A 20,470-nucleotide genomic window follows, 5' to 3' on the forward strand; every position below is an offset into this window, starting at 1 on the left:
GTCATAATCCCGCTTCATGGAGCGACGAAGCTTTCTCGCCGGTGCCCTGGCCGTCTCCGCGACCGCCCTCATCGGCGCCTCCGCCCCGGCGTCGGCCCTCGGCGTCCAGGACTGGATGGCCGGCCACGGCGACGCCACCCCCCTGCGGCAGCTCACCATCCCCGGCACCCATGACTCCGGCGCCCGCTACGGCGGTCTCTGGGTCGCCTGCCAGAACACCACCATCGCCCAGCAGCTGAACAGCGGTATCCGCTTCCTGGACGTACGGTGCCGGGTCACCGGCGACTCCTTCGCCATCCACCACGGCGCGTACTTCCAGAACCTGATGTTCGGCGACGTCCTCATCGCCTGCCGCGACTTCCTCGCGGCCCACCCCTCCGAAACCGTCCTGATGCGCGTGAAGCAGGAGTACTCCGAGGACTCCGACGCCACCTTCCGCCGGATCTTCGACCTCTACCTGGACACCAAGGGCTGGCGGCCCCTCTTCCGCATCGGTGACGGCCTCCCCTCTCTCGGTGAGGCACGCGGCAAGGTCGTCCTCCTCGCCGACAACGGCGGACTGCCCGGTGTCCGCTACGGCGACGGCGCGCTCTTCGACATCCAGGACGACTACATGGCCGAACCCGGCGTCAAGTACCCGAAGATCGAGGCGCACTTCCGCAAGGCCGTCCAGCAGCCCGGCAGGCTGTACATCAACTACGTCTCGACCTCGGCCCTGCTCCCGCCCCGCTGGAACTCCGACCGCCTCAACCCGAGGGTCCACTCCTTCGTCGACGGCGGCGAGGCGAGCGGCTGGAAGGGCCTCGGGATCGTCCCGATGGACTTCCCCCAGACCCGCTCCGGGCTCGTCGAGTCACTCATCCGTCACAACTGACACCGGCGGCGGTGGCGTCGGAGCGCCCGGGAGCCGGATCAGCGCGCGCGTGCCGCCGCCCTCGGCCGCCGTCAGCGACACCGTGCCGCCCGCGTGCTGCACCGTACGGGCCACGATCGACAGGCCGAGCCCCGAGCCCGGCAGGCTGCGGGCCGACGGGGAACGCCAGAACCGCTCGAAGACATGCGGCAGTTCCTCGTCGGCGATCCCCGGCCCGTGGTCCCGTACCGTCAGTTCGCCGTCCGCCAGGGTCACCTCGATCCTGCCGCCCGGCGGCGAGAACTTCACCGCGTTGTCCAGCACGTTCACCAGCGCCCGCTCGAGGGCCGCCGGTTCCGCCCGTACGAACCAGGGGTCCACGGCCGCCGTGATCGTCAGCTCCGGACCGCGCAGCCGCGCCCGCTCCAGGGCGGCGCCCACGATGTCGTGCAGCCCCACCACCTCCAGCGGCCCCGGATGCACCGCGTCCGGTCGTGACAGCTCCTGCAAGTCGCCGATCAGCGAGGCCAGTTCCGTCATCTGGGCGGTTACCGACGCCATCAGTGCCCGGCGGTCGTCGGGCGGGATCGCCCGGCCCGTCTCCTCGCTGCGGGCCAGCAGCTCGATGTTCGTCCGCAGCGAGGTCAGCGGGGTGCGCAGCTCGTGTCCGGCGTCGGCGATCAGCTGCGCCTGCCGGTCGCGGGAGGACGCCAGCGCGGCGGTCATGGAGTTGAAGGACCGGGACAGTCGGGCGATCTCGTCCTCGCCCTCGACCGGGATGCGGACGGTCAGATCCTCCGTACGGGCCACGTGCTCCACCGCTCCGGTGAGCCGGTCCACGGGCTTGAGCCCGGCCCGGGCGACCCACAGCCCGGCGGCCCCCGCGCCGACGATGCCCACCCCGGAGACGGCGAGGAGCACCCAGGCGAGGGTGGACATCGAATTCTCGATCTCGGTCAGGGGGCGCGCCATGGAGACCGCGACGAGATCCCGGCCGTTGTACGGAAACGGATAGGTGTAGACCCGCATCTCCGTGCCGTCCTGAGCCGTCGAGGTGTGCAGCACGTCCGGGATCTCCCTGCGCGCCACCGCGATGTCGCTCGCGTCGGCGGGAATGGGGGAGGAGCCGTTGATGCACGTGGTGCCGTTGGCGAGGACGATCCGCATGGTGTAGCCGACGGGCGCCGACGGCACCGCCGAGTCGCCCCCGGCCGCGCACGAGGCCAGCAGCCCCTGCACCGCTCCGTCCGGGAACCGGCTGTTGCGCAGGGTCGCGTCGAACTCCTGCGTCAGCTGCGCCCGTGTCACGAACCAGCACGCCGCGGAGACCGCCGCCACCGCCACCGCGACCGCCGTCGCCGTCAGCAGCGCCAGCCTGGACCGCAGCGGCAGCGTCCGGAACCGTCCGGCCGGCCCCCTCATCCGTCACCGCCCGAGGCGCCGCCGGCCCGCAGCACGTACCCCACCCCGCGCACCGTGTGCACCAGGCGCGGCTCGCCGCCGCCCTCGGTCTTGCGCCGCAGGTACATCACGTACACGTCCAGGGAATTGGAGGTCGGCTCGAAGTCGAAGCCCCACACGGCCTTGAGGATCTGCTCCCGGGTGAGCACCTGGCGCGGATGCGTCAGGAACATCTCCAGGAGCGTGAACTCGGTCCGGGTCAGCTCGACGCGCCGGGTGCCCCGGGTGACCTCGCGCGTCGACAGGTCCATCCGCAGATCGGCGAAGGACAGCACGTCGGCGTCGGCCCCGGGAAGCTCCCCCGCGCCGGCCGCGTACGAGCTGCGCCGCAGCAGCGCCCGGATCCGCGCGAACAGTTCGTCCAGCTCGAACGGCTTGACCAGATAGTCGTCGGCGCCCGCGTCCAGGCCGGTGACCCGGTCGCCGACGGTGTCCCGGGCGGTCAGCATCAGGATCGGCACGGTGGAGCCGCCCGCCCGGATCCGCCGGGCGGCCGTCAGCCCGTCCATCCGGGGCATCTGGATGTCGAGGACGATCAGGTCGGGCGCGTACGCCTCCGCCTTCGCGAGGGCGTCCATCCCGTCCACGGCCACCTCGGTGCCGTACCCCTCGAAGGCGAGGCTGCGCTGCAGCGCCTCCCGGACGGCGGGCTCGTCGTCGACGACGAGAATGCGGTCGGGCTCGGTGGTGTGCGGGGGCGGCGTCGTCATGGACTCAGCCTCGCACGCGTTCAGCTGTCGCCGCCGGAGCGCAGGCTTTCCAGGTCCGCCTTGACGGTGTCGACGGGGATCGCGAAGCCGAGGCCGACGCTGCCCGCGTTGGAGCCACTGGAGGAACTGGGCGAGTACATGGCCGAGTTGATGCCGATGATCTCGCCGTTCATGTTGATCAGGGCGCCGCCGGAGTTGCCGGGGTTGAGCGAGGCGTCGGTCTGCAGGGCCTTGTACGTCGTCTTCGACGAGCCGGTGTCGCCGTTGAACTGCTGGCCGCCGAACTCGAACGGCCAGCCCTGGCGCGGATCCTGCTGCGGCTGTCCGCCCCCCTCGTCCTTGGCGACGGTCACATCGCGGTCGAGGGCGGAGACGATCCCGCTGGTGACCGTGCCGGTGAGGCCCTCGGGCGAGCCGATCGCGACGACCTCGTCACCGACCTTCACCTTGGACGAGTCCCCGAGCGTGGCGGCCTTCAGGCCCTTCGCGCCCTTCAGCTTGATCAGCGCGAGGTCCTTGTCGGGATCGGTGCCGACGACCTGGGCGTCGTACGTCGTGCCGTCGCTGAGCCGCACCTTGACGGACTGGGCGCCGGAGACGACGTGGTTGTTGGTGATGATTTCGCCGTCCCCGGTGATGATCACCCCGGAGCCGGTGGACTTGCCCGCGTTCGAGGTCGCGTTGATCTCGACGATGGAGGGGGAGACGGCCTCCGCGACCCCGGCGACGGTGCCCTTGGTGCTCTGCGACACGGTCGTGCCGGAGACGCCGCTTGCCGAGGTGCCCGTGCTTCCGCCGGTCAACTCGTTCACGAGCGCGGAGGCACCGCCACCGACGACCGCCGCCAGGATCGCCACGGCCGCGAGGAGCGCCACGGGCCGCTTGGCGCGCGGCGCGGCGTGCGTGGGCCCGGGGGCGTACGGAGGCGGCGGCGGGAAGGCGCCGGCCGGCTGGGAGGGGTGCGGGGTGCCGTCTTCGCCGCTGTGGCGGTAGTGGTCCGTCATGGCTACGACTCTCGGAGCCGTACATGAGAACTGTCTGAGGAGGGTCTGAGAACCCGGACAGAAGCGTGTATGCCCCACATAAAGGAGGCCGCGCAAAGGGCGCCGCCCGAAGTTTGTCGCAAGTTCGTCGCCCGAAGTCGGCCGCGCGACCGCCGCCGGGCGACTACCGCTTCCGGTTCACCCGCAGCCGCAGGACCGTCGCACGATCAGCGCGGACGGGAACTGCTTGACCCGCTCCCGGCGCGAACCGACCACCCTCAGCCCGTCGTCCAGCACCAGGTCGACCGCGGCGCGGGCCATCGCCGGGCGGTCCGAGGCGACCGTGGTCAGCGGCGGGTCCGTCAGCCCGGCCTCCTTGACGTCGTCGAAGCCGGCCACCGCCAGCTCCGTCGGCACGTCGATCCGCAGCTCACGGGCCGCCCGCAGGACACCGATCGCCTGGTCGTCGGTCGCGCAGAAGATCGCCCGCGGCCTGTCGGGGACGGAGAGGATCTTCAGGGCGACGAGATAGGCGTCGTAGCGGTTGTACGGGGCCTGGAAGAGCCGGCCCTCCACCGAGCGGCCGGACTCCAGCATCGCGCGGCGCCAGCCCTCGACGTGGTCGGCGACCGGGTCACCCACGGCCGGGGTCTCCTCGATACCACCGAGGCAGGCCACGTACTCGTACCCGTGCTCCAGGAGGTGCCGGGTGGCGAGCTGCGCGCCGCCGATGTCGTCCGTCACCACCGCGACGTCGTCGATCGCCTCGGGCCGCTCGTGCAGCAGCACCACCCGCGCGTCCCAGGCCTCGATCTCCTGCGCCGCCCGCTCGCTCGGGCCCTGGCTGACCAGGATCAGCCCGGAGACCCGCATCCCGAGGAACGCGCGCAGATAGTGCACCTCGCGCTCGTCCCGGTAGTCGGAGTTCCCGACGAGGACCATTTTCCCGCGCTCGGCCGCCGCCTGTTCGACCGCGTGCGCCATCTCCGCGAAGAAGGGCTGCCGCGCGTCCGGCACGATCATGCCTATGAGGTCGGTCCGCCGCGACGCCATCGCCTGGGCGACCCGGTCGGGCCGGTATCCCAGTTCCTTGATCGCGGCGAGGACACGCTCGCGCGTGGCCGGGGCGACCGGCCGGGGTCCGTTGTTGATGACGTAGCTGACGACCGCGGTCGACGTACCCGCCAGTCTTGCCACATCGTCCCGCGTCACCTTGGCCACGCGCGGAAGTCTACGCGGGGTGACCTACCTCTTGGCAGGTCGTACCGCTGCTTCCTCGATCTCCACGGCATCCTCCGAACGGGGGACCGCCGCGGCCGCCTCCTTGACCCGTGCCTCCTGGGCCCTCGCCTCCTCCGCCGCGCGCTCCACCTTCTCGGGCGTCACGAAGCGGTATCCGACGTTTCGCACGGTCCCGATCAGCGACTCGTGCTCGGGGCCGAGCTTCGCCCGCAGACGCCGCACGTGGACATCGACCGTTCGGGTGCCGCCGAAGTAGTCGTATCCCCAGACCTCCTGGAGCAGCTGGGCACGGGTGAAGACCCGTCCCGGGTGCTGCGCCAGATACTTCAGCAGCTCGAACTCCTTGAAGGTCAGGTCCAGGACCCGGCCCTTCAGCTTCGCGCTGTACGTCGCCTCGTCCACCGACAGGTCTCCGTTGCGGATCTCCATCGGGGAGTCGTCGGAGACGATCTGCTGGCGGCCCATCGCGAGCCGCAGCCGCGCCTCGACCTCGGCCGGGCCGGCCGTGTCCAGCAGGACGTCGTCGATGCCCCAGTCGGCGGTGACGGCGGCGAGACCGCCCTCCGTGACCACGAGGATCAGCGGACAGCCGGGCCCGGTGGAGCGCAGGAGCTGGCACAGCGACCGGACCTGCGGAAGGTCGCGCCGGCCGTCGATCAGGATGACGTCGGCACCGGGGGTGTCGACGAGAGCGGGTCCTTCGGCGGGGGCCACCCGCACGTTGTGCAGAAGCAGTCCGAGGGCGGGGAGCACCTCCGTCGACGGCTGGAGGGCATTGGTCAGCAGGAGAAGTGAGCTCATCGCGACCCACCCCCGAGCTCGTCGCTCCGGTCGAGCAGGGGAGATCCCCATACCCGGGCCGTCCCTGCCTGGTTCGTCGTCTTCCGGTCGTGCACGGTTCGCTCGCCCATAACGTCGGTTCCTCCTCGGTCCCTGCGAGGACGTTGCGGCACTGCTTCGTACTCCTACTCGCCCCACCACGGTTCTCGCGCCCTGCGAACCGTCTGTGAGCGTTTGTTCACCCAGCCGTAACAACGGTCGGGAAACACAAAAGGACCCGGGGGCTGCGTTGCCCGGATCCTCTTCCCAGCACAATAGCTCACATGAGTTCCGAGGCAGAGGGCCGATTTCACATGGTGGATGTCTCCTCGATCACGTACGGACTCCGGCGCGCAACCCTGACGACCGACGACGGTGTCGCGATCGACGCGGTTTACCAGCCATTCACGCACGGCCCGACCGATACCGCCATCGTGGTCGCCCACGGGTTCACCGGATCCGCCGACCGGCCCGCCGTCCGGCGGGCGGCAGCGGTGTTCGCCCAGCGTGCGGCCGTGGTCACCTTCTCCTTCCGGGGACACGGGCGCTCGGGCGGCCGCTCCACCGTCGGCGACCGCGAGGTCCTCGACCTGGCTTCCGCCGTGGCCTGGGCGCGGGCGCTCGGCCATCCGCGTGTGGTGACCGTCGGCTTCTCGATGGGCGGTTCGGTGGTGCTCCGGCACGCCGCGTTGCACGAGCCGTCGCACGGGGGGCGCACGGACGCGCGGTCCGACGCGGTGGCCGCCGTCAGCGCCCCCGCGCGCTGGTACTACCGGGGTACGGCCCCGATGCGCCGGCTCCACTGGGTCGTCACCCGGCCCGCCGGGCGGCTCGTCGGGCGCTACGGCTTCGGTACGCGTATCCACCCCGAGGAGTGGGACCCCGTACCGCTCTCGCCCGTGGAGGCCGTCCCGCTGATCGCGCCGACGCCGCTGCTGATCGTCCACGGCGACCGTGACCCGTACTTCCCGCTCGACCACCCCCGGACGCTGGCCGCCGCCGGTGACGCCGAGCTGTGGCTGGAGACCGGCATGGGGCACGCCGAGAACGCGGCGGGGGACGAGCTCCTCGGCCGCATCGCGGACTGGCTCACGCGCCGATAGCCCATCATGGAGGGCGGCGCGCAGACCAACGAAGGGAGTGCCGCTATGGCAGCGGGGACCATCCGCTACTGGGCCGCGGCCAAGGCCGCCGCCGGTGTCGCCGAGGAGCCGTACACGGCGGAGAACCTGGCGCAGGCGCTCGACGCCGCCCGTGAGAGGCACCCGGGCGAGCTCGTCCGGGTACTCCAGCGGTGTTCGTTCCTGGTCGACGGTGACCCCGTCGGGAAGCGCGGACATGAGACGGTACGGCTGGCCGAGGGCGGCACGGTCGAGGTGCTCCCGCCGTTCGCAGGAGGGTGAACCGCACGTCATGAGCAGCGATCAGCAGTACCCGTACGACCCGTACGCCCCGCAGGACCAGCATGGTGCGCACGGGCAGCAGTACGGGTACCAGGAGCCGGCCACCCAGATCTGGGAGGGCCAGACCTGGGACACCCAGTACCAGCCGACCGCGCGGCCCCAGGCGCAGCCGACCGCCGCGGACACGGCGTATCTGCCGCCGCAGGCACCCGCGCACGCCCACCCCCTGCCGCCGGAGGTCCCGGTCGCACCCGTGGCGTACGACGAGCGGCAGGAGCCGCGGGCCGACGCGGGGCCGACCTACAGCGCCCCCACCACCCTGGGCAACGCCCGTGTCACCGACGCGCAGCGCGCCCGGGCCGAGGGGCGCTCGCCCGTCATCGAGCCGGGCATCCAGCCGGCGGGTCTGACGGCCGTGCTGGGTCTGCTGCTCGCGGTGGGGGCGTCCGTCGGTTCCTACGCGCTGCTCGTCCCGCTGGTCCTGCTCCAGGCCGTGACCGCCGCCGGCTGGTTCCGCCTCAACGGCATGTGGCCCGCCCGGCAGGGCATCGCGCTCGCCTTCGCCGGCGGTGTGACCGCCGACATCGCGCTGCTCGCCGTGGGCCGTGAGAACGCCCCGGCCGCGATCATCGGAACGCTCGGCGTATGGGTGCTGCTCACGCTCGTCCTCCAGCTGCGCAGCCACGCGGGCGCGGACGAGCGGATGTACGGGCTGATGGCCACGGTCGCCTCGGCCGCCCTGACCATCGTCGCCGCCGGGCACCTGGGGGCCGAGCCCGACGCGGTGGTGGTCGGTGGTGTCGCGGTCGCGGTCGCCACTTCGGCCCGCGCGCTGCCGCTGCCCGGGCCCGCCTCCGTCGTGGTGGCCCTGCTGGCCGCCACGGGCGCCGGGATCGCCGCCGGCGGGCTCACCGATCTGGGCGCCTCGGGCGCGCTGCTGGGGCTCGGCGCCGGGGTGTGCGCCCTGGTCGGGCTGAGGGCGGCGAGCTACGACTACCCGTCCCGGTTCGTCCACATGACCGCCGGGGTCGCCCTGCCGCTCGCCGCCGCCGCGCCCGCCGTCTACCTGCTGGGCCGCGCCCTCGCCTAGGGGCCCCGAGGGGAACCATCCGGCCCTCCGGCACGTCGATCATTGATGTCGGGGGGCCGGACCAGGGCCCGGACCAGGGTGGGGGACTGAGACCAATGCGGGCGCTGCGGATCGTGCTGATCGTCGCCGTGATACTCGGCGGCGTCTTCGTCGCCCTGGACCGGATCGCGGTGAACTACGCCGAGTCCGAGGCCGCGGACCGGATCAGGCTCGGCCCCGCGCGAGCCGCCTCCACGGACGTCTCCATCAAGGGCTTCCCGTTCCTCACCCAGGCCCTCGACAAGCGCTTCGACGAGGTCGACGTCACCCTGACCGGCGTCGAGACGACCGCGGGCAGCCGCCGTCTGCGGATCTCGGAGATGTCGGCCGAGCTGCACGACGTGCGGGTCGAGGACGACTACGCGGGCGCCACGGCCGCCACCGCCACCGGCACCGCGCTCATCTCGTACGAGGACCTCACCCGCGCCGCCAACAGCAATGTCAGCGTCTCCTACGGCGGGAACGGCAAGGTCAAGGTCACCGGCGGGTTCGAGATCCTCGGCCGCACGCTCGCGCGCAGCGTGGTCTCCACCGTGACCCTGGTCGACGGCGACACCATTCGCGTCAGGGCCGACCGGGTGCCCGGCGAGGGCATCCCGGGCCTGGCCGGCCTGATTCGCGAGCGGACCGACTTCGACCGCGAGATCGGCGGGCTGCCCGAGGGGCTGAAGCTGTCCAAGGTCGAGGCACGGGCCGACGGGGTCGCGATAGCGGTCACCGGCCGGAACGTCGTCCTGGCGGGCTGAAAACGGCCTTCGGCCATATGGTGAGACACCGCCGTCCGGTCCGTAGATGCGCAACGGCCCCCGGCCCGTTCCCCGGGCCCGGGCACGCGTGACGCGGCGATCACGTCCCGCATCGTGGACGATCGCGTCTCAAAATACGACACGCCGGTGACATGGCCGCCTGTCCGTCCCTACGATCGACGCATGAAGCGACAGGCGGATCTCACGAAGCGGCGGGCAGTAGACCTGTGCCGCGTCGCCGCCATGCTCTGTCGTTCCGTCTGAGCGGGCGCTCACGCCCGCATTCCCCCGGCCCTTTGACCGCGTTCAGGGCCGAACCGTGCTCACCGTACGCACGCGATGCCGCGTACCCGCACCACCCCGCCGCACACTGCCCCGGAGGAGAAACAGCATGAGCCGCAGCGACGTCCTGGTAGACGCCGACTGGGTCGAGGCCAACCTCGACGACCCGAAGGTCGCCATCGTCGAGGTCGACGAGGACACCTCGGCCTACGAGAAGAACCACATCAAGAACGCCATCCGGATCGACTGGACCAAGGACCTCCAGGACCCGGTGCGCCGTGACTTCGTCGACCAGGAGGGCTTCGAGAAGCTCCTGTCGGCCAAGGGCATCGCGAACGACACGCTCGTGGTCCTCTACGGCGGCAACAACAACTGGTTCGCCTCCTACGCCTACTGGTACTTCAAGCTCTACGGCCACGAGAACGTGAAGCTGCTCGACGGCGGCCGCAAGAAGTGGGAGCTCGACTCCCGCGACCTCGTCGCCGAGGTGCCGGTCCGTCCGGCCACCGAGTACAAGGCCAAGCCGCAGAACACCGCGATCCGCGCCTTCCGCGACGACGTCGTCAAGGCGATCGGCGCGCAGAACCTGGTCGACGTGCGCTCCCCCGACGAGTTCAGCGGCAAGCTGCTCGCCCCGGCGCACCTCCCGCAGGAGCAGTCGCAGCGTCCCGGCCACGTGCCGAGCGCCCGCAACATCCCGTGGTCGAAGAACGCCAACGACGACGGCACCTTCAAGTCGGACGACGAGCTCAAGGCCCTCTACGAGGAGGAGCAGGTCGACCTGGCGAAGGACACCATCGCGTACTGCCGCATCGGTGAGCGCTCCGCGCTGACCTGGTTCGTGCTGCACGAGCTGCTCGGTGTCGAGAACGTCAAGAACTACGACGGCTCGTGGACCGAGTACGGCTCCCTCGTCGGCGTCCCGATCGAGCTCGGCGCCAACAAGTAAGACCCCGGGCCCCTTCCCGGACCCTCCCGGACCACCCGGACCCTCCCGACCGTAAGGACAGAAACATGTGTGGAGCGCAGGTCGGCGGCCCCGACGCCTCGACGATCAAGCCCGGTGAGACCACGATCCAGGGCCAGGTGACCCGCGACGGCCAGCCCGTCACCGGTTACGTGCGCCTGCTGGACTCGACCGGCGAGTTCACGGCGGAGGTCCCGACCTCCGCGACCGGCCAGTTCCGCTTCTACGCGGCCGAGGGCACCTGGACCGTCCGCGCGCTGGTGCCGGGCGGCACCGCGGACCGTACGGTCGTGGCGCAGACGGGTGGCCTGGCAGAGGTCGCCATCGCCGTCTGACGGCGACGCACTACCGGCCGAAGGGCCGCACCTCCTGGGGGGTTGGACGCCATTCCAGGACCTGAGGTGCGGCCCTTCGGTCTTCCCGCGCGGGGCGCGCGCTCCGGGCCTCGCGCCGCCGCGCCGCCCTCCGTCCGCCGGTCTCCCGCGGCCCCTTCGGTCGTACGCTGAAGGTATGTACGCGCGCCGGCGGCACCTCTACTTCCTGATGATGGGGGTGTGCCTGGCGCTCTTCGTGGGCGCCTGGGCCGTCGTCAGGCTGTGGTCGATGCCCGTCGCGATCGGGATGTGCGTCGTCGCCATGGTCATTCCGCCGGTCGCCGCCATGATCGCGAACCGGCGAGGGCCCGAGGACCGCTGGTGGGACGATCCGTCGGGCGACCCGAAGTCCGACGAGTGGTGGGACGAGCTCGACGGCAAGAAGCGCCGAGAGCCCTGAGCCGCCGGAGGCCCGCCCGGGCCCCGTCGCGGGCCGGAACTGGTCGCGGGCCGGACCTAGTAGACGAGCGCCTGCACGTCGTCCGCGGTGATCTCCTGGACGAAGACCTGCGCGCCGGCGATCCGGACACCGTCCAGGACGTCCTCCTCGGTGATCTCACGACGGGCCGCGCACTGCGTGCACAGTGTGATCCGCCCGGAGGCCTGGATCGCCGCGAGCAGGTCCGGCAGCGGGGCGGCGTGGGGGAGTTCGAACTCGGCGGCCTTGCCGGGCAGGGCGAACCAGGAGGACTCGCCGGTCAGCCAGAGCGACACATCGAGCCCGCTGGCCACGGCGACGGCGGCCACCGTGAAGGCCTGCGAGCAGCGTTCGGGGGCGTCGGCCCCGGCGGTCACCTTGATCACGAGCTTCTTCGCCATATGCCGAACTGTAATACGCGGGGGTACAACCCCGGCCGTGCGTCACGGGTCAGTTGGATGCGCGGGTGACGGAACCCGCGATTCTGGTCTTGTGGGGGACCCCGTTGGATATCGATCAACCCGTAGAAACCGTTCCTGACCAGCAGGAACCGGCAAAGACGCCGTCGGTCGCGCCGGTGCGCCGCCGCACTCGCGGCCGTACCGCCCTGATCCTCGCCGTCGCCGCCGTCCTCGGCGTCGTCGGCGGCACCGCCGTCGGCTACACGATCCAGGCCGACCGCGACCCGACACCGCTGCCCGCGCTGAACCAGCCGGACCTCGCGCATCCCGCGAAGCCGCTCCCGAAGGGCAGCACCCCGGAGCCGCTCACCGCCGCGGAGGACCGCACGGTCAAGACGGACGGCGACCTGCGGACGCTGCTGCTGCCGAGGCCTTCGGGCGCCCGCGAGCCGGAGATCCGGCGGGGCGACGGCTGGGTCGATGTCGCCTCCTACGCCGAGGGGTTCAAGGACGAGGGCCGCATGCTCGAGTCCCTGTCGGAGAGCCGGATCCGCCGGGTCGCGGCCACGTCCTGGGAGCAGGGGGAGCACCGCCAGACGGTCATCCATCTGGTGCAGTTCCGCCCGAGCGACGTGACGGGCGCGGCGGACCACGCCGAAGGACAGCTCGGCTACATGCCCGACGCCGAATACGCGGGCAACGCGGGCGACGCGATCAAGGGCAGCGGCAACGGCCGCTACTTCCTCTACCCGGTCGAGAAGAAGGCCGGCTATCTGGACATGTACCAGGCCCGTGCCCTCTTCCACCGTGGGGACGTGATGGTCGACATCACCATCTTCGACACCGAGCGGATCACCAAGGACGCCATCCGAACGGTGGCCGAACGACAGCTGGAGCGTCTGTGACCGAGGAACAGCCCGACGTGTCCGCGGCGACCGTCCCCGCGACCGCCCCGGCGGACGGGCACTCCGACGGGTCCCCGGCGACGAGGGGCCGCAAGCTGCTCACCGTCGTGCTCCCCGCCGTCCTCGTCGTGGGCGCCGTCGGCGGCGGTCTCACGTACACCGCAGTCACCGTGAACGCCGCCGACCGCACAGCCGAAACGACCGTGTGGGAACCGCCCACGGGCACACCGCCCAAGGACCCGGCGGCGGGAGTCGCCCGGGGCCGCGCCACGACGCCGCTCAGCAAGCTGCTGCTGCCCGTACCGCAGGGGTACCGCCTCGGCCCGGACATCGACGCCTACGGCAATGACGGTGAGCTCACCGAGAAGCAGGCGGTCGCCCTGCTCAAGGAGGAGGGGCGCGGCCTGTCCGGCAAGAAGCGCCGTGACTACGAGAAGCGGGTCGACACGCTCGGCGTGCGGGGCGTCGCGATGCGCTCCTTCAGCGCGAGTGCGAACGATCTCGTCGTGGAGGTGGAGATCATCCGGATGAAGAACAAGAGCCGGCTCCACGACATGTACGAGGTCAAGTCCGAGCTCTACACCCTCCTGGAGTTCCCCAAGGGCCCGGCGATCAAGGGTCACAAGAACTCCGCGTGCTTCCTGATGCCCAAGCGCAAGGGCGACGGCGACGGCGAGGAGAAGAGGTCGGAGCTCGACGGGATGACGTGTGCGGCGTACGACTCCGAGCTGCTGGTGACGGTGTCCGCGTTCGGGAGCAAGCCCTTCGACAAGGGCGCCGTCTCGGAGCTGGTGAAGAAGCAGCTCGACCACATCTCGTCCCCGGGGGAGTACGTATGACCGAGCAGCAGCCCGAAGTGATCGAGCCGACCGACCGGCCGGAGGCGACCATCCCGGCCCAGCAGCCGATGGACACCCCCACCGTCCCGGCCCAGCAGCCGATGGACACCCCCGCCGTTCCGGCCGTCCCGGCCGTCCCCGCCGTCCCCGCCGTCCCGGCCGTCCCGCCGGCCCCGGAGACTCCGCAGCCCCCGGCCGCTCCGCAGGCTCAGTCCCCGGAGACCCCGGCGACTCCCGAACCTCCGCATGCCCCGGCGGCCCCGGCGGACACCTCCGCCGTCCCCGCTGTCCCGCCGGTGCCGGAGGCGCAGCCCGCCGGGGACGGCGCGCCGCGTCGGCGGGTGCTCGCGGCCGTCGCCCTCTGGACCGCCGCCGTCGTCGTCTGCGGCGGACTCGGCGCCGGTGTCACCGCCGGGATCACGGCCATGGAGCGCACCGACGTCCCCGGTCTCGCCACCGCGGACGACGGCCGCTGGGCGTACCCGAAGCTCGCCCTGCCCGCGCTCGCCGAGGGGACCCCGCGCCCCTTCAGCGAGGGCAACGAGGGCGAGATCCACCACGCCGACCTGCGGAAGCTGCTGCTGCCCGCCCCGGCCGGCGCGACCGCGCACAAGACGCTGAACGGCGGCTGGACGAGCGTCGACGCGTACCTCTCCGAGTACGCGCCCGACAAGCGCGCCGGACTCAAGCAGGCTCTCGCCGACTCCGCCCTCCGGCACGTCGCCGCCCGGGGATGGACCATGCCGGACGGGACGTCGACGCGGATCTATCTGGTCCAGTTCCATTCGGTCGCCTACGCGGAGGCCTTCAAGGACGAGGAGATCGAGATCGGGATGACCGCCGGCACCCCGCTCGTCGGCAACCCCGATCGGGTCCTCGACGAGGAGTGGTCGGCCTCCGCCGCCGTGAGGCGGACCAGTGCCTATGTGTACGAGGAGACCAAGCCGTACGGCCCCGAACAGACCCGCCTCGCCTATGTCCTGGCCGGTGACACCTTCGCCATGATCGTCCAGTCCCGCAAGGGCGCCGCGGCCGAGGTGCCGTTCCACCAGACGGTGATCCTCCAGAACCAGCTCCTGGGCTGACGCGCACCTCACACGGAGGGCCGTCTCCCCGCCCACTAAGCTGGGAGACGGCCCGTTCCGCCTCCACGCTCATTCGAGGAGCACCTGTGATCGTTTTCTTCGAAGCCCTTCTGGCTCTGGTCTGCGTCGGCGTGCTCGCCTTCACCGGACTGGCTGTGAAGAAGCTGTACCAGGGTCAGCGTTAATCACCTCTACAGATCGACAGAGCTGCTCATGATCGAGATCCCGTCCGACCTCAATCCGGACCTCGTCCCCCTCGCGTTCCTCCTCGGCACGTGGGAGGGCGCGGGCGTCTCCGACTTCCCCGGCGCCGAGAAGTGCAACTTCGGCCAGTCGGTCACCTTCAGCCACGACGGCCGGGACTTCCTCGAGTACGTCTCGCGGACCTGGGTCCTCGACGACGAGGGCAACAAGGTCAAGCCGCTGGAGAGCGAGTCCGGCTACTGGCGGATCGACAAGGACCGCAAGGTCGAGATCGTCATGGTCCGCGACCACGGCGTCGTGGAGATCTGGTACGGCGACCTCGCCGACCAGAAGCCGCAGATCGACCTGGTGACGGACGCGGTCGCCCGCACCGCCGCCTCCGGGCCGTACAGCGGTGGCAAGCGGCTCTACGGCTACGTCAAGGGCGACCTGATGTGGGTGGGCGAGAAGGCCACCCCGGAGGTCCCGTTGCGGCCGTACATGTCGGCGCACCTGAAGAAGGTCGTCTCGCCGGAGGACGTCGCCGCCATGGCCAGGGGCCTCGGTGACCTCCCGGACGACGGCATCGCGTTCTTCAAGTAGATCCGCGCGAGCAGCTCCCCGCGAGAAGCGGCTCCCCGCGGAGGATCCGGCCGCACGCGCGGCGGTCGTGGCACCACGCCGACCTACACTGGACGGCGTGGTGAGCACCGACTGGAAAAGCGATCTGCGGCAGCGCGGGTACCGGCTGACCCCTCAGCGCCAGCTTGTCCTGGAGGCAGTCGACGTTCTGGAGCACGCGACGCCGGACGACATCCTGGGCGAGGTGCGCAAGACCGCCTCCGGGGTGAACATCTCCACCGTCTACCGGACGCTGGAGCTGCTCGAGGAGCTGGGCCTCGTCAGCCACGCGCACCTGGGGCACGGCGCCCCGACGTACCACCTGGCCGACCGCCATCACCATCTGCACCTGGTCTGCCGGGACTGCACGGAGGTGATCGAGGCCGACACGGAGGTGGCGGCCGACTTCACCGCGAAGCTGCGGGAGACCTTCGGCTTCGAGACGGACATGAAGCACTTCGCGATCTTCGGCCGGTGCGCGGACTGTTCCGCGAAGGCGGCGACCCCCGAGTCGTAGGCTTATCCGTATGCAGCGACATTCAACGATCAGCCCTCTCCTGTCCCTGCCCGGCGCCGTTGCGGCCGAGGGCAGCGACGAAGGTGTGGCCGCGCACTACGGTGACCTGTTCCGCGAGCAGCGGACCCTCGCCGACGGTGCCGGCCTGGTCGATCTCTCGCACCGCGGGGTCGTCACCGTCACCGGCGAAGACCGGCTGAGCTGGCTGCATCTGCTGCTCACCCAGCACGTCAGCGAGCTGCCGCCCGGCCAGGCCACCGAAGCTCTGATCCTGTCGGCGAACGGCCACATCGAGCACGCGCTCTATCTCGTCGACGACGGCGAGACGGTCTGGGCGCATGTCGAGCCCGGTACGCAGGAGGCGCTGCTCGGCTACCTGGAGTCGATGAAGTTCTTCTACCGGGTCGAGGTCGCCGACCGCACGGAGGAGTTCGCGGTCGTCCACCTGCCGGCCGGCTCCATCGCCGATGTGCCGGAGGGTGTGGTCGTACGGGAGACCGCGCACGGCCGGGACCTGTTCCTGCCGCGTGCCGACCTGGAGTCGTACGCGGCCGGGCACGGCCCGGCGGTCGGGATCCTGGCGTACGAGGCGCTGCGCGTCGAGTCGCACCGGCCCCGGCTCGGCTTCGAGACCGATCACCGGACCATCCCGCACGAGCTGGGCTGGATCGGCAGCGCCGTCCATCTGCAGAAGGGCTGCTACCGGGGGCAGGAGACGGTGGCGCGGGTCCACAACCTGGGGAAGCCGCCGCGCCGGCTGGTCTTCCTGCACCTGGACGGCAGCGAGGTGCACCTGCCGGGGCACGGTACGCCCGTGCGGCTGGCCGAGGACGGCGCGGAGGGCCGCCAGCTGGGCTTCATCACCACCTCCGCCCGTCACCACGAGCTCGGGCCGATCGCCCTGGCGATGATCAAGCGCAATGTGCCGCTGGACGCGCGGCTGATGGCGGGCGACACGGCGGCGGCGCAGGAAGTCGTCGTCGAGCCGTAGTTCCGCGGCCGGGCCGCGGCCGGCGCCGGAGCGATGACCCCGCGCCGCGTCCCCGCACCCGCTAGACCTCGATGATCACCGTGAACGGGCCGTGATTCGTGAGCGAGACGCGCATGTCCGCTCCGAACCGGCCCGTCTCCACGCGCGCCCCCAGCTCGCGCAGCTGCCTGACCACCTCGTCGACGAGCGGTTCGGCGATCTCGCCGGGCGCCGCCGCGTTCCAGGTGGGCCGGCGGCCCTTGCGGGCGTCCCCGTAGAGGGTGAACTGAGAAATCACCAACAAGGGCGCATTCACATCCGAACAGGATTTCTCACCCTCCAAAATCCGGACGGACCAGAGCTTTCTGGCCAACTGTGCCGCTTTCGCCCCAGTGTCCTCGTGGGTCACTCCCACCAGCACACACAGTCCCTCACCGACGATCTCGCCGACTGTCTCTCCGGCCACCACGACGCTCGCGCCGTCGACCCGCTGCACCACCGCACGCATACAGACCAACCTATCCGGCGGCTGAACGGGTGCAGAGCGCCTGCACGTCCACAGGGAGGAGTGGCACCATGCCAGTCAGGCGGTGCGGCTCCGCACCGGTCGAGGGGACGGATCCACATGAACACACCTGGCGCCGGGCAGTCGCCCGGTCCCGTACCGATGACCCGAGCCGGCGCCGGTGCCACCGGCGCCGTGCGCCCGCCTGCGCAGCGGTCGGCCGAGGCGGCCCTGCCGGAACAGCGGCAGCCGGAGATCTCCACGATGCAGCTGCCGGAGCTGCGCGCCCTGCGCCGTGACTCGCAGGGCGACGAGGCGGACCTCAGCTATGTGCGGCGACTGCTGCAAGGACGCATCGACATCCTCAGGGCCGAGCTTGCACGGCGTACGGGCCCGAAGGCCCCGGTCGTCGACCGGCTCTCGGAGATCCTGGCCGACGTCCCGTCCCGGCACCGCACCTCCGCGCGCCATGTCACGCTCTCCACCCCGCGCGGCGAGGAGTACCGGCGGCTGGCCGCCGAGATGCTCTCCGAGGTGGAGCTGTCCGACCTCGGCGCGCGCACGGACGAGGAACTGCACACGGCGATGGGACGGCTCGCGGGCTACGAGCACCAGGTCTCGCGCCGCCGCCAGCAGTTGCAGCGCACCGCCGACGACTGCAGCGCGGAGATCGCCCGCCGGTATCGCGAGGGTGAGGCGCAGGTCGACGACCTGTTGAGGTGAAGGACCGCCGCCCCGCGAGCGGCGGACGGAAAAGCGGGTGCGGGCCGCGCGGCCGTCTGCCTAGCGTGAACTCATGAGCCCTGATGTCCGCACGGTCACAGAGTCCGAGTTTCCCGACTGGGTGAAGGCCGTGAGTACCGGCTTTCTGCGGCCGCCGGTGATCTCGGACGAGGAGGCCGCCGACCGGCTCGCCCATGTCGATCTCTCGCGTGTCCGCGGCGTCTTCGACGGCGGCCGCATCGTCGCCACCTACCGTTCCTTTGCGCAGGAGCTGACCGCCGTGGGCGGTGCCCCGCTCGCCGCCGACGCGGTGACGCAGGTGGCCGTCTCGCCGACCCATCGCCGTCGCGGACTGCTGAGCCGGATGATCACGGCGGACCTTCAGGAGGCGAAGGAGCGCGGTGACGCGGTCGCCACGCTGATCGCGGCCGAGTACCCGATCTACGGGCGGTACGGCTTCGGCCCCGCCACCTGGACCACCGAGTGGACCGTGGACGCCCGGCGCGCCGGGCTCGACCCACGCTGGGCGGGGCCGGGGGACGGGGGCCGGATCGATCTCACGGACGGCGACGAGGTCCGCAAGGCCGGTCCCGAGCTGCATGAGCGGCTGCGCGCCGCGCGGCCCGGCGTGATCACCCGCGACGCACGCGTCTGGGACCTCGCCACCGGCCGGGCGCGGCAGGCCTCCTACCCCTTCACCGAGCCCTTCTACGCGGTGTACCGCTCGGCGGCCGGCGAGATCGAGGGCCTGGCCGCCTACACCGCGGACGACCTGTGGGCGGACAGCAAGCAGCCCCAGAACACCGCGACCGTGCAGGACCTGATCGCCGTCTCCCCGGCGGCGGAGCGCGCGCTGTGGCACTTCCTCTGCTCGATCGACTGGATCGAGACCGTGAAGAGCGGCTACCGCGCCCCCGACGACCTGCTTCCGCTGCTGCTGCCCGACCCGCGCGCGGCCAGGGTGACCACGCACGCGGATCTGCTGTGGGTGCGGGTGCTCGATCCCGTACGGGTCCTGGAGACGCGGACGTACGGCACCTCGGCGCGTCTGGTCCTGGAGCTGAGCGACGCGATGGGTCTGGCGGGCGGCCGTTTCCTGCTGGATGCCACACCGTCCGGGGCGTCCTGCGTCCCGACCACGCAGTCCGCCGACCTCACCCTGGACATCGGGGAGCTGGGGGCGCTGATTCTCGGTGACGAGTCGGCGGTCCGGCTGGCGGCGCTGGGCCGGATCGAGGAGTCGACGGCGGGCACGGCGGCGGTGGCGGAGGCCCTCTTCCGCACCCCGCGCCGGCCCTGGTGCCCCGACATCTTCTGACGCGGGGCCCCCGCCCCGGCCGGTCAGACGGTGATCACCGTCTTGCCCAGCAGCTCGCGGCTCTCGATCGCCCGGTGCGCGGAGGCCGCCCGCTCCAGCGGGAACGTCCCGCCGATCACCGGCCGCAGCCGGCCCTCCGCCGCCGCGCGCAGCGCCTCGGCCGCCAGTTCGGCGTGCTGAGCGGCCGTCAGCTGTACGTCTCCGATGCCGAGCAGGCGCACCTGACGGGCTTCGGCGTCGGCGGGGTCCACCGCCGCGAAGCCTCCGGTCGGAGCTCCATGGGCGGAGAACCTGCCGCCGGCCGCCACCAGTGAGAACGCGGCCAGGCCGACCTCGCCGCCCACCCCGTCCAGGACGACGTCCGCGCCGCTGCCGCCCAGGGCGGCGCCCGCCCGCTCCACCCAGTCGGGGAGGGTCGCGTCGATGACGGCGTCGGCGCCGAGCCCCTGGACGAGAGCGGTTTTGCGGTCGCCGCGCGCCACTCCGACGACCCGGGCGCCCGCCGCCTTCGCGAGCTGGACCAGCAGGGTTCCCATGCCGCCCGAGGCACCGGTGATCAGTACCTGCTCGCCGGGCCGGACGGCCGTCGTGGCCAGCAGCTTCGCGGCGGTCACCCCGTCGTGGACCAGGGCCGCCGCGTCGGTGAAGGAGACCTCGTCCGGGATGGCGGCGAGTGCCTCGGCGGGCGCGACGGCCCGTTCCGCGTATCCACCGGTGAATCCGAGGGAGGCGACGACCCGGCGGCCGGTCCACGCCGCGTCCACGCCCTCGCCGGTGGCGCGGACCGTGCCGGCGACGCCACCGCCGGGGACGTACGGCGGGGTGATCGGGAAGTAGTCGGCGCCCCAGCCGCCCCGGATTTGGGTCTCCACGAAGATCGTGTCCACGGCTGCGACGGATATCAGCACCTGGCCGGGGCCCGCGACCGGTTCGGGCACCTCCACCGGAACCAGTACCTCCGGGCCGCCGAACTCGATCGCCTGTGTGACACGCATACCGTTCACCCCTCCGTTCGG

Annotated in this window: 24 protein-coding genes; 16 read left to right on the forward strand and 8 right to left on the reverse strand. The window is 71.5% G+C overall.

The features are described 5' to 3' along the window. Positions 1-16: 16 nt before the first annotated feature. On the forward strand, positions 17-874 hold the full coding sequence (locus ACZ5VC_RS30090) for a phosphatidylinositol-specific phospholipase C (protein WP_469123144.1): 858 nt from the start codon (positions 17-19) through the stop codon (positions 872-874). Here ACZ5VC_RS30090 and ACZ5VC_RS30095 read toward each other — a convergent pair. The 5 genes from ACZ5VC_RS30095 to ACZ5VC_RS30115 all read right to left on the reverse strand — a co-directional run bounded on the left by ACZ5VC_RS30095 (position 854) and on the right by ACZ5VC_RS30115 (position 6,050). Then, positions 854-2,275, reverse strand: coding sequence for a sensor histidine kinase (locus ACZ5VC_RS30095; RefSeq protein ID WP_469123145.1), 1,422 nt, complete (start codon positions 2,273-2,275; stop codon positions 854-856). The two genes, ACZ5VC_RS30090 and ACZ5VC_RS30095, sit on opposite strands and share 21 nt — an antisense overlap. Then, positions 2,272-3,024, reverse strand: a complete 753-nt coding sequence (locus ACZ5VC_RS30100) for a response regulator transcription factor (protein ID WP_469123146.1) — start codon at positions 3,022-3,024, stop codon at positions 2,272-2,274. Before ACZ5VC_RS30100 ends, ACZ5VC_RS30095 begins: the two co-directional genes overlap by 4 nt. 20 nt (positions 3,025-3,044) lie before the next feature. After that, a complete protein-coding gene (locus ACZ5VC_RS30105; RefSeq protein WP_469123147.1) occupies positions 3,045-4,028 on the reverse strand; it encodes a S1C family serine protease in 984 nt (327 codons plus the stop codon). 177 nt (positions 4,029-4,205) lie between these two features. Beyond that, a complete protein-coding gene (locus ACZ5VC_RS30110) occupies positions 4,206-5,228 on the reverse strand; it encodes a LacI family DNA-binding transcriptional regulator (protein WP_468712587.1) in 1,023 nt (340 codons plus the stop codon). A 24-nt stretch (positions 5,229-5,252) separates the two neighbouring features. Further along, positions 5,253-6,050 carry a response regulator transcription factor gene (locus ACZ5VC_RS30115; protein ID WP_469123148.1) on the reverse strand — a complete coding sequence of 266 codons (798 nt, stop codon included), beginning with the start codon at positions 6,048-6,050 and terminating at the stop codon, positions 5,253-5,255. Between the two features lie 302 nt (positions 6,051-6,352). Between ACZ5VC_RS30115 and ACZ5VC_RS30120 the strand changes: the two genes are divergently transcribed. The 7 genes from ACZ5VC_RS30120 to ACZ5VC_RS30150 all read left to right on the forward strand — a co-directional run bounded on the left by ACZ5VC_RS30120 (position 6,353) and on the right by ACZ5VC_RS30150 (position 11,369). Beyond that, a complete protein-coding gene (locus tag ACZ5VC_RS30120; RefSeq protein ID WP_469123149.1) occupies positions 6,353-7,171 on the forward strand; it encodes an alpha/beta hydrolase in 819 nt (272 codons plus the stop codon). 45 nt (positions 7,172-7,216) lie between these two features. Beyond that, entirely contained in the window at positions 7,217-7,471 is a 255-nt protein-coding gene (locus ACZ5VC_RS30125; protein WP_468712582.1) for a MoaD/ThiS family protein, read from the forward strand. After that, positions 7,407-8,561 carry a hypothetical protein gene (locus tag ACZ5VC_RS30130; RefSeq protein ID WP_469123150.1) on the forward strand — a complete coding sequence of 385 codons (1,155 nt, stop codon included), beginning with the start codon at positions 7,407-7,409 and terminating at the stop codon, positions 8,559-8,561. The genes ACZ5VC_RS30125 and ACZ5VC_RS30130 overlap by 65 nt, the downstream gene beginning before the upstream one ends. A gap of 95 nt (positions 8,562-8,656) precedes the next feature. Continuing rightward, positions 8,657-9,346 (forward strand): LmeA family phospholipid-binding protein, encoded by a 690-nt coding sequence (locus ACZ5VC_RS30135; RefSeq protein WP_469123151.1) that lies wholly within the window; start codon positions 8,657-8,659, stop codon positions 9,344-9,346. Between the two features lie 391 nt (positions 9,347-9,737). Beyond that, the gene (locus ACZ5VC_RS30140; protein ID WP_468712576.1) at positions 9,738-10,577 is read left to right on the forward strand and encodes a sulfurtransferase; all 840 of its coding nucleotides are present in this window, start codon (positions 9,738-9,740) and stop codon (positions 10,575-10,577) included. Positions 10,578-10,642: 65 nt separating this feature from the next. Next, positions 10,643-10,930 (forward strand): DUF1416 domain-containing protein, encoded by a 288-nt coding sequence (locus ACZ5VC_RS30145; protein ID WP_328399094.1) that lies wholly within the window; start codon positions 10,643-10,645, stop codon positions 10,928-10,930. Positions 10,931-11,105: 175 nt separating this feature from the next. Then, positions 11,106-11,369 carry a DUF3099 domain-containing protein gene (locus tag ACZ5VC_RS30150; RefSeq protein ID WP_469123152.1) on the forward strand — a complete coding sequence of 88 codons (264 nt, stop codon included), beginning with the start codon at positions 11,106-11,108 and terminating at the stop codon, positions 11,367-11,369. A gap of 56 nt (positions 11,370-11,425) precedes the next feature. Here ACZ5VC_RS30150 and ACZ5VC_RS30155 read toward each other — a convergent pair whose 3' ends face one another. After that, the gene (locus tag ACZ5VC_RS30155) at positions 11,426-11,788 is read right to left on the reverse strand and encodes a DsrE family protein (protein ID WP_468712572.1); all 363 of its coding nucleotides are present in this window, start codon (positions 11,786-11,788) and stop codon (positions 11,426-11,428) included. Between the two features lie 176 nt (positions 11,789-11,964). On the opposite strand from ACZ5VC_RS30155, the gene ACZ5VC_RS30160 reads away from it, so the two are divergent. From ACZ5VC_RS30160 to ygfZ, 6 genes are all read left to right on the forward strand, one after another. Further along, positions 11,965-12,693: a hypothetical protein gene (locus tag ACZ5VC_RS30160; protein ID WP_469123153.1), complete on the forward strand. Its 729-nt coding sequence runs from the start codon at positions 11,965-11,967 to the stop codon at positions 12,691-12,693. Further along, positions 12,690-13,532 (forward strand): hypothetical protein, encoded by an 843-nt coding sequence (locus ACZ5VC_RS30165; RefSeq protein WP_469123154.1) that lies wholly within the window; start codon positions 12,690-12,692, stop codon positions 13,530-13,532. Before ACZ5VC_RS30160 ends, ACZ5VC_RS30165 begins: the two co-directional genes overlap by 4 nt. Beyond that, entirely contained in the window at positions 13,529-14,617 is a 1,089-nt protein-coding gene (locus ACZ5VC_RS30170) for a hypothetical protein (RefSeq protein WP_469123155.1), read from the forward strand. The genes ACZ5VC_RS30165 and ACZ5VC_RS30170 overlap by 4 nt, the downstream gene beginning before the upstream one ends. A 213-nt stretch (positions 14,618-14,830) precedes the next feature. Continuing rightward, positions 14,831-15,403 carry a heme-binding beta-barrel domain-containing protein gene (locus ACZ5VC_RS30175; protein WP_469123156.1) on the forward strand — a complete coding sequence of 191 codons (573 nt, stop codon included), beginning with the start codon at positions 14,831-14,833 and terminating at the stop codon, positions 15,401-15,403. A 97-nt stretch (positions 15,404-15,500) separates the two neighbouring features. Further along, on the forward strand, positions 15,501-15,938 hold the full coding sequence (locus ACZ5VC_RS30180; RefSeq protein WP_468712561.1) for a Fur family transcriptional regulator: 438 nt from the start codon (positions 15,501-15,503) through the stop codon (positions 15,936-15,938). Positions 15,939-15,948: 10 nt separating this feature from the next. After that, a complete protein-coding gene (gene ygfZ, locus ACZ5VC_RS30185) occupies positions 15,949-16,929 on the forward strand; it encodes a CAF17-like 4Fe-4S cluster assembly/insertion protein YgfZ (protein ID WP_469123157.1) in 981 nt (326 codons plus the stop codon). Positions 16,930-16,990: 61 nt separating this feature from the next. On the opposite strand, the gene dtd is transcribed toward ygfZ, so the two are convergent. Next, positions 16,991-17,416: a D-aminoacyl-tRNA deacylase gene (gene dtd, locus ACZ5VC_RS30190; protein WP_468712556.1), complete on the reverse strand. Its 426-nt coding sequence runs from the start codon at positions 17,414-17,416 to the stop codon at positions 16,991-16,993. Positions 17,417-17,533: 117 nt separating this feature from the next. On the opposite strand from dtd, the gene ACZ5VC_RS30195 reads away from it, so the two are divergent. Then, positions 17,534-18,136 (forward strand): RsiG family protein, encoded by a 603-nt coding sequence (locus ACZ5VC_RS30195; RefSeq protein ID WP_468712553.1) that lies wholly within the window; start codon positions 17,534-17,536, stop codon positions 18,134-18,136. A gap of 73 nt (positions 18,137-18,209) precedes the next feature. Next, positions 18,210-19,454 carry a GNAT family N-acetyltransferase gene (locus tag ACZ5VC_RS30200; protein WP_469123158.1) on the forward strand — a complete coding sequence of 415 codons (1,245 nt, stop codon included), beginning with the start codon at positions 18,210-18,212 and terminating at the stop codon, positions 19,452-19,454. Positions 19,455-19,477: 23 nt separating this feature from the next. On the opposite strand, the gene ACZ5VC_RS30205 is transcribed toward ACZ5VC_RS30200, so the two are convergent. Beyond that, positions 19,478-20,449 carry a zinc-binding dehydrogenase gene (locus ACZ5VC_RS30205; RefSeq protein ID WP_469123159.1) on the reverse strand — a complete coding sequence of 324 codons (972 nt, stop codon included), beginning with the start codon at positions 20,447-20,449 and terminating at the stop codon, positions 19,478-19,480. Between the last annotated feature and the right edge of the window lie 21 nt (positions 20,450-20,470).

The sequence above is a fragment of the Streptomyces sp. NPDC033174 genome (assembly GCF_055577795.1).

Excerpts from the sequence above, each read along its gene's own strand:
- ACZ5VC_RS30130 (WP_469123150.1), top strand. The coding sequence starts at position 7,407 with ATGAGACGGTACGGCTGGCCGAGGGCGGCACGGTCGAGGTGCTCCCGC.
- dtd (WP_468712556.1), bottom strand. The coding sequence starts at position 17,416 with ATGCGTGCGGTGGTGCAGCGGGTCGACGGCGCGAGCGTCGTGGTGGCC.
- ACZ5VC_RS30150 (WP_469123152.1), top strand. The coding sequence starts at position 11,106 with ATGTACGCGCGCCGGCGGCACCTCTACTTCCTGATGATGGGGGTGTGC.
- ACZ5VC_RS30125 (WP_468712582.1), top strand. The coding sequence starts at position 7,217 with ATGGCAGCGGGGACCATCCGCTACTGGGCCGCGGCCAAGGCCGCCGCC.
- ACZ5VC_RS30205 (WP_469123159.1), bottom strand. The coding sequence starts at position 20,449 with ATGCGTGTCACACAGGCGATCGAGTTCGGCGGCCCGGAGGTACTGGTT.
- ACZ5VC_RS30115 (WP_469123148.1), bottom strand. The coding sequence starts at position 6,050 with ATGAGCTCACTTCTCCTGCTGACCAATGCCCTCCAGCCGTCGACGGAG.
- ACZ5VC_RS30120 (WP_469123149.1), top strand. The coding sequence starts at position 6,353 with ATGAGTTCCGAGGCAGAGGGCCGATTTCACATGGTGGATGTCTCCTCG.
- ACZ5VC_RS30200 (WP_469123158.1), top strand. The coding sequence starts at position 18,210 with ATGAGCCCTGATGTCCGCACGGTCACAGAGTCCGAGTTTCCCGACTGG.
- ACZ5VC_RS30175 (WP_469123156.1), top strand. The coding sequence starts at position 14,831 with ATGATCGAGATCCCGTCCGACCTCAATCCGGACCTCGTCCCCCTCGCG.
- ACZ5VC_RS30170 (WP_469123155.1), top strand. The coding sequence starts at position 13,529 with ATGACCGAGCAGCAGCCCGAAGTGATCGAGCCGACCGACCGGCCGGAG.
- ACZ5VC_RS30105 (WP_469123147.1), bottom strand. The coding sequence starts at position 4,028 with ATGACGGACCACTACCGCCACAGCGGCGAAGACGGCACCCCGCACCCC.
- ACZ5VC_RS30095 (WP_469123145.1), bottom strand. The coding sequence starts at position 2,275 with ATGAGGGGGCCGGCCGGACGGTTCCGGACGCTGCCGCTGCGGTCCAGG.
- ygfZ (WP_469123157.1), top strand. The coding sequence starts at position 15,949 with ATGCAGCGACATTCAACGATCAGCCCTCTCCTGTCCCTGCCCGGCGCC.
- ACZ5VC_RS30140 (WP_468712576.1), top strand. The coding sequence starts at position 9,738 with ATGAGCCGCAGCGACGTCCTGGTAGACGCCGACTGGGTCGAGGCCAAC.
- ACZ5VC_RS30155 (WP_468712572.1), bottom strand. The coding sequence starts at position 11,788 with ATGGCGAAGAAGCTCGTGATCAAGGTGACCGCCGGGGCCGACGCCCCC.
- ACZ5VC_RS30195 (WP_468712553.1), top strand. The coding sequence starts at position 17,534 with ATGAACACACCTGGCGCCGGGCAGTCGCCCGGTCCCGTACCGATGACC.
- ACZ5VC_RS30145 (WP_328399094.1), top strand. The coding sequence starts at position 10,643 with ATGTGTGGAGCGCAGGTCGGCGGCCCCGACGCCTCGACGATCAAGCCC.
- ACZ5VC_RS30100 (WP_469123146.1), bottom strand. The coding sequence starts at position 3,024 with ATGACGACGCCGCCCCCGCACACCACCGAGCCCGACCGCATTCTCGTC.
- ACZ5VC_RS30135 (WP_469123151.1), top strand. The coding sequence starts at position 8,657 with ATGCGGGCGCTGCGGATCGTGCTGATCGTCGCCGTGATACTCGGCGGC.
- ACZ5VC_RS30090 (WP_469123144.1), top strand. The coding sequence starts at position 17 with ATGGAGCGACGAAGCTTTCTCGCCGGTGCCCTGGCCGTCTCCGCGACC.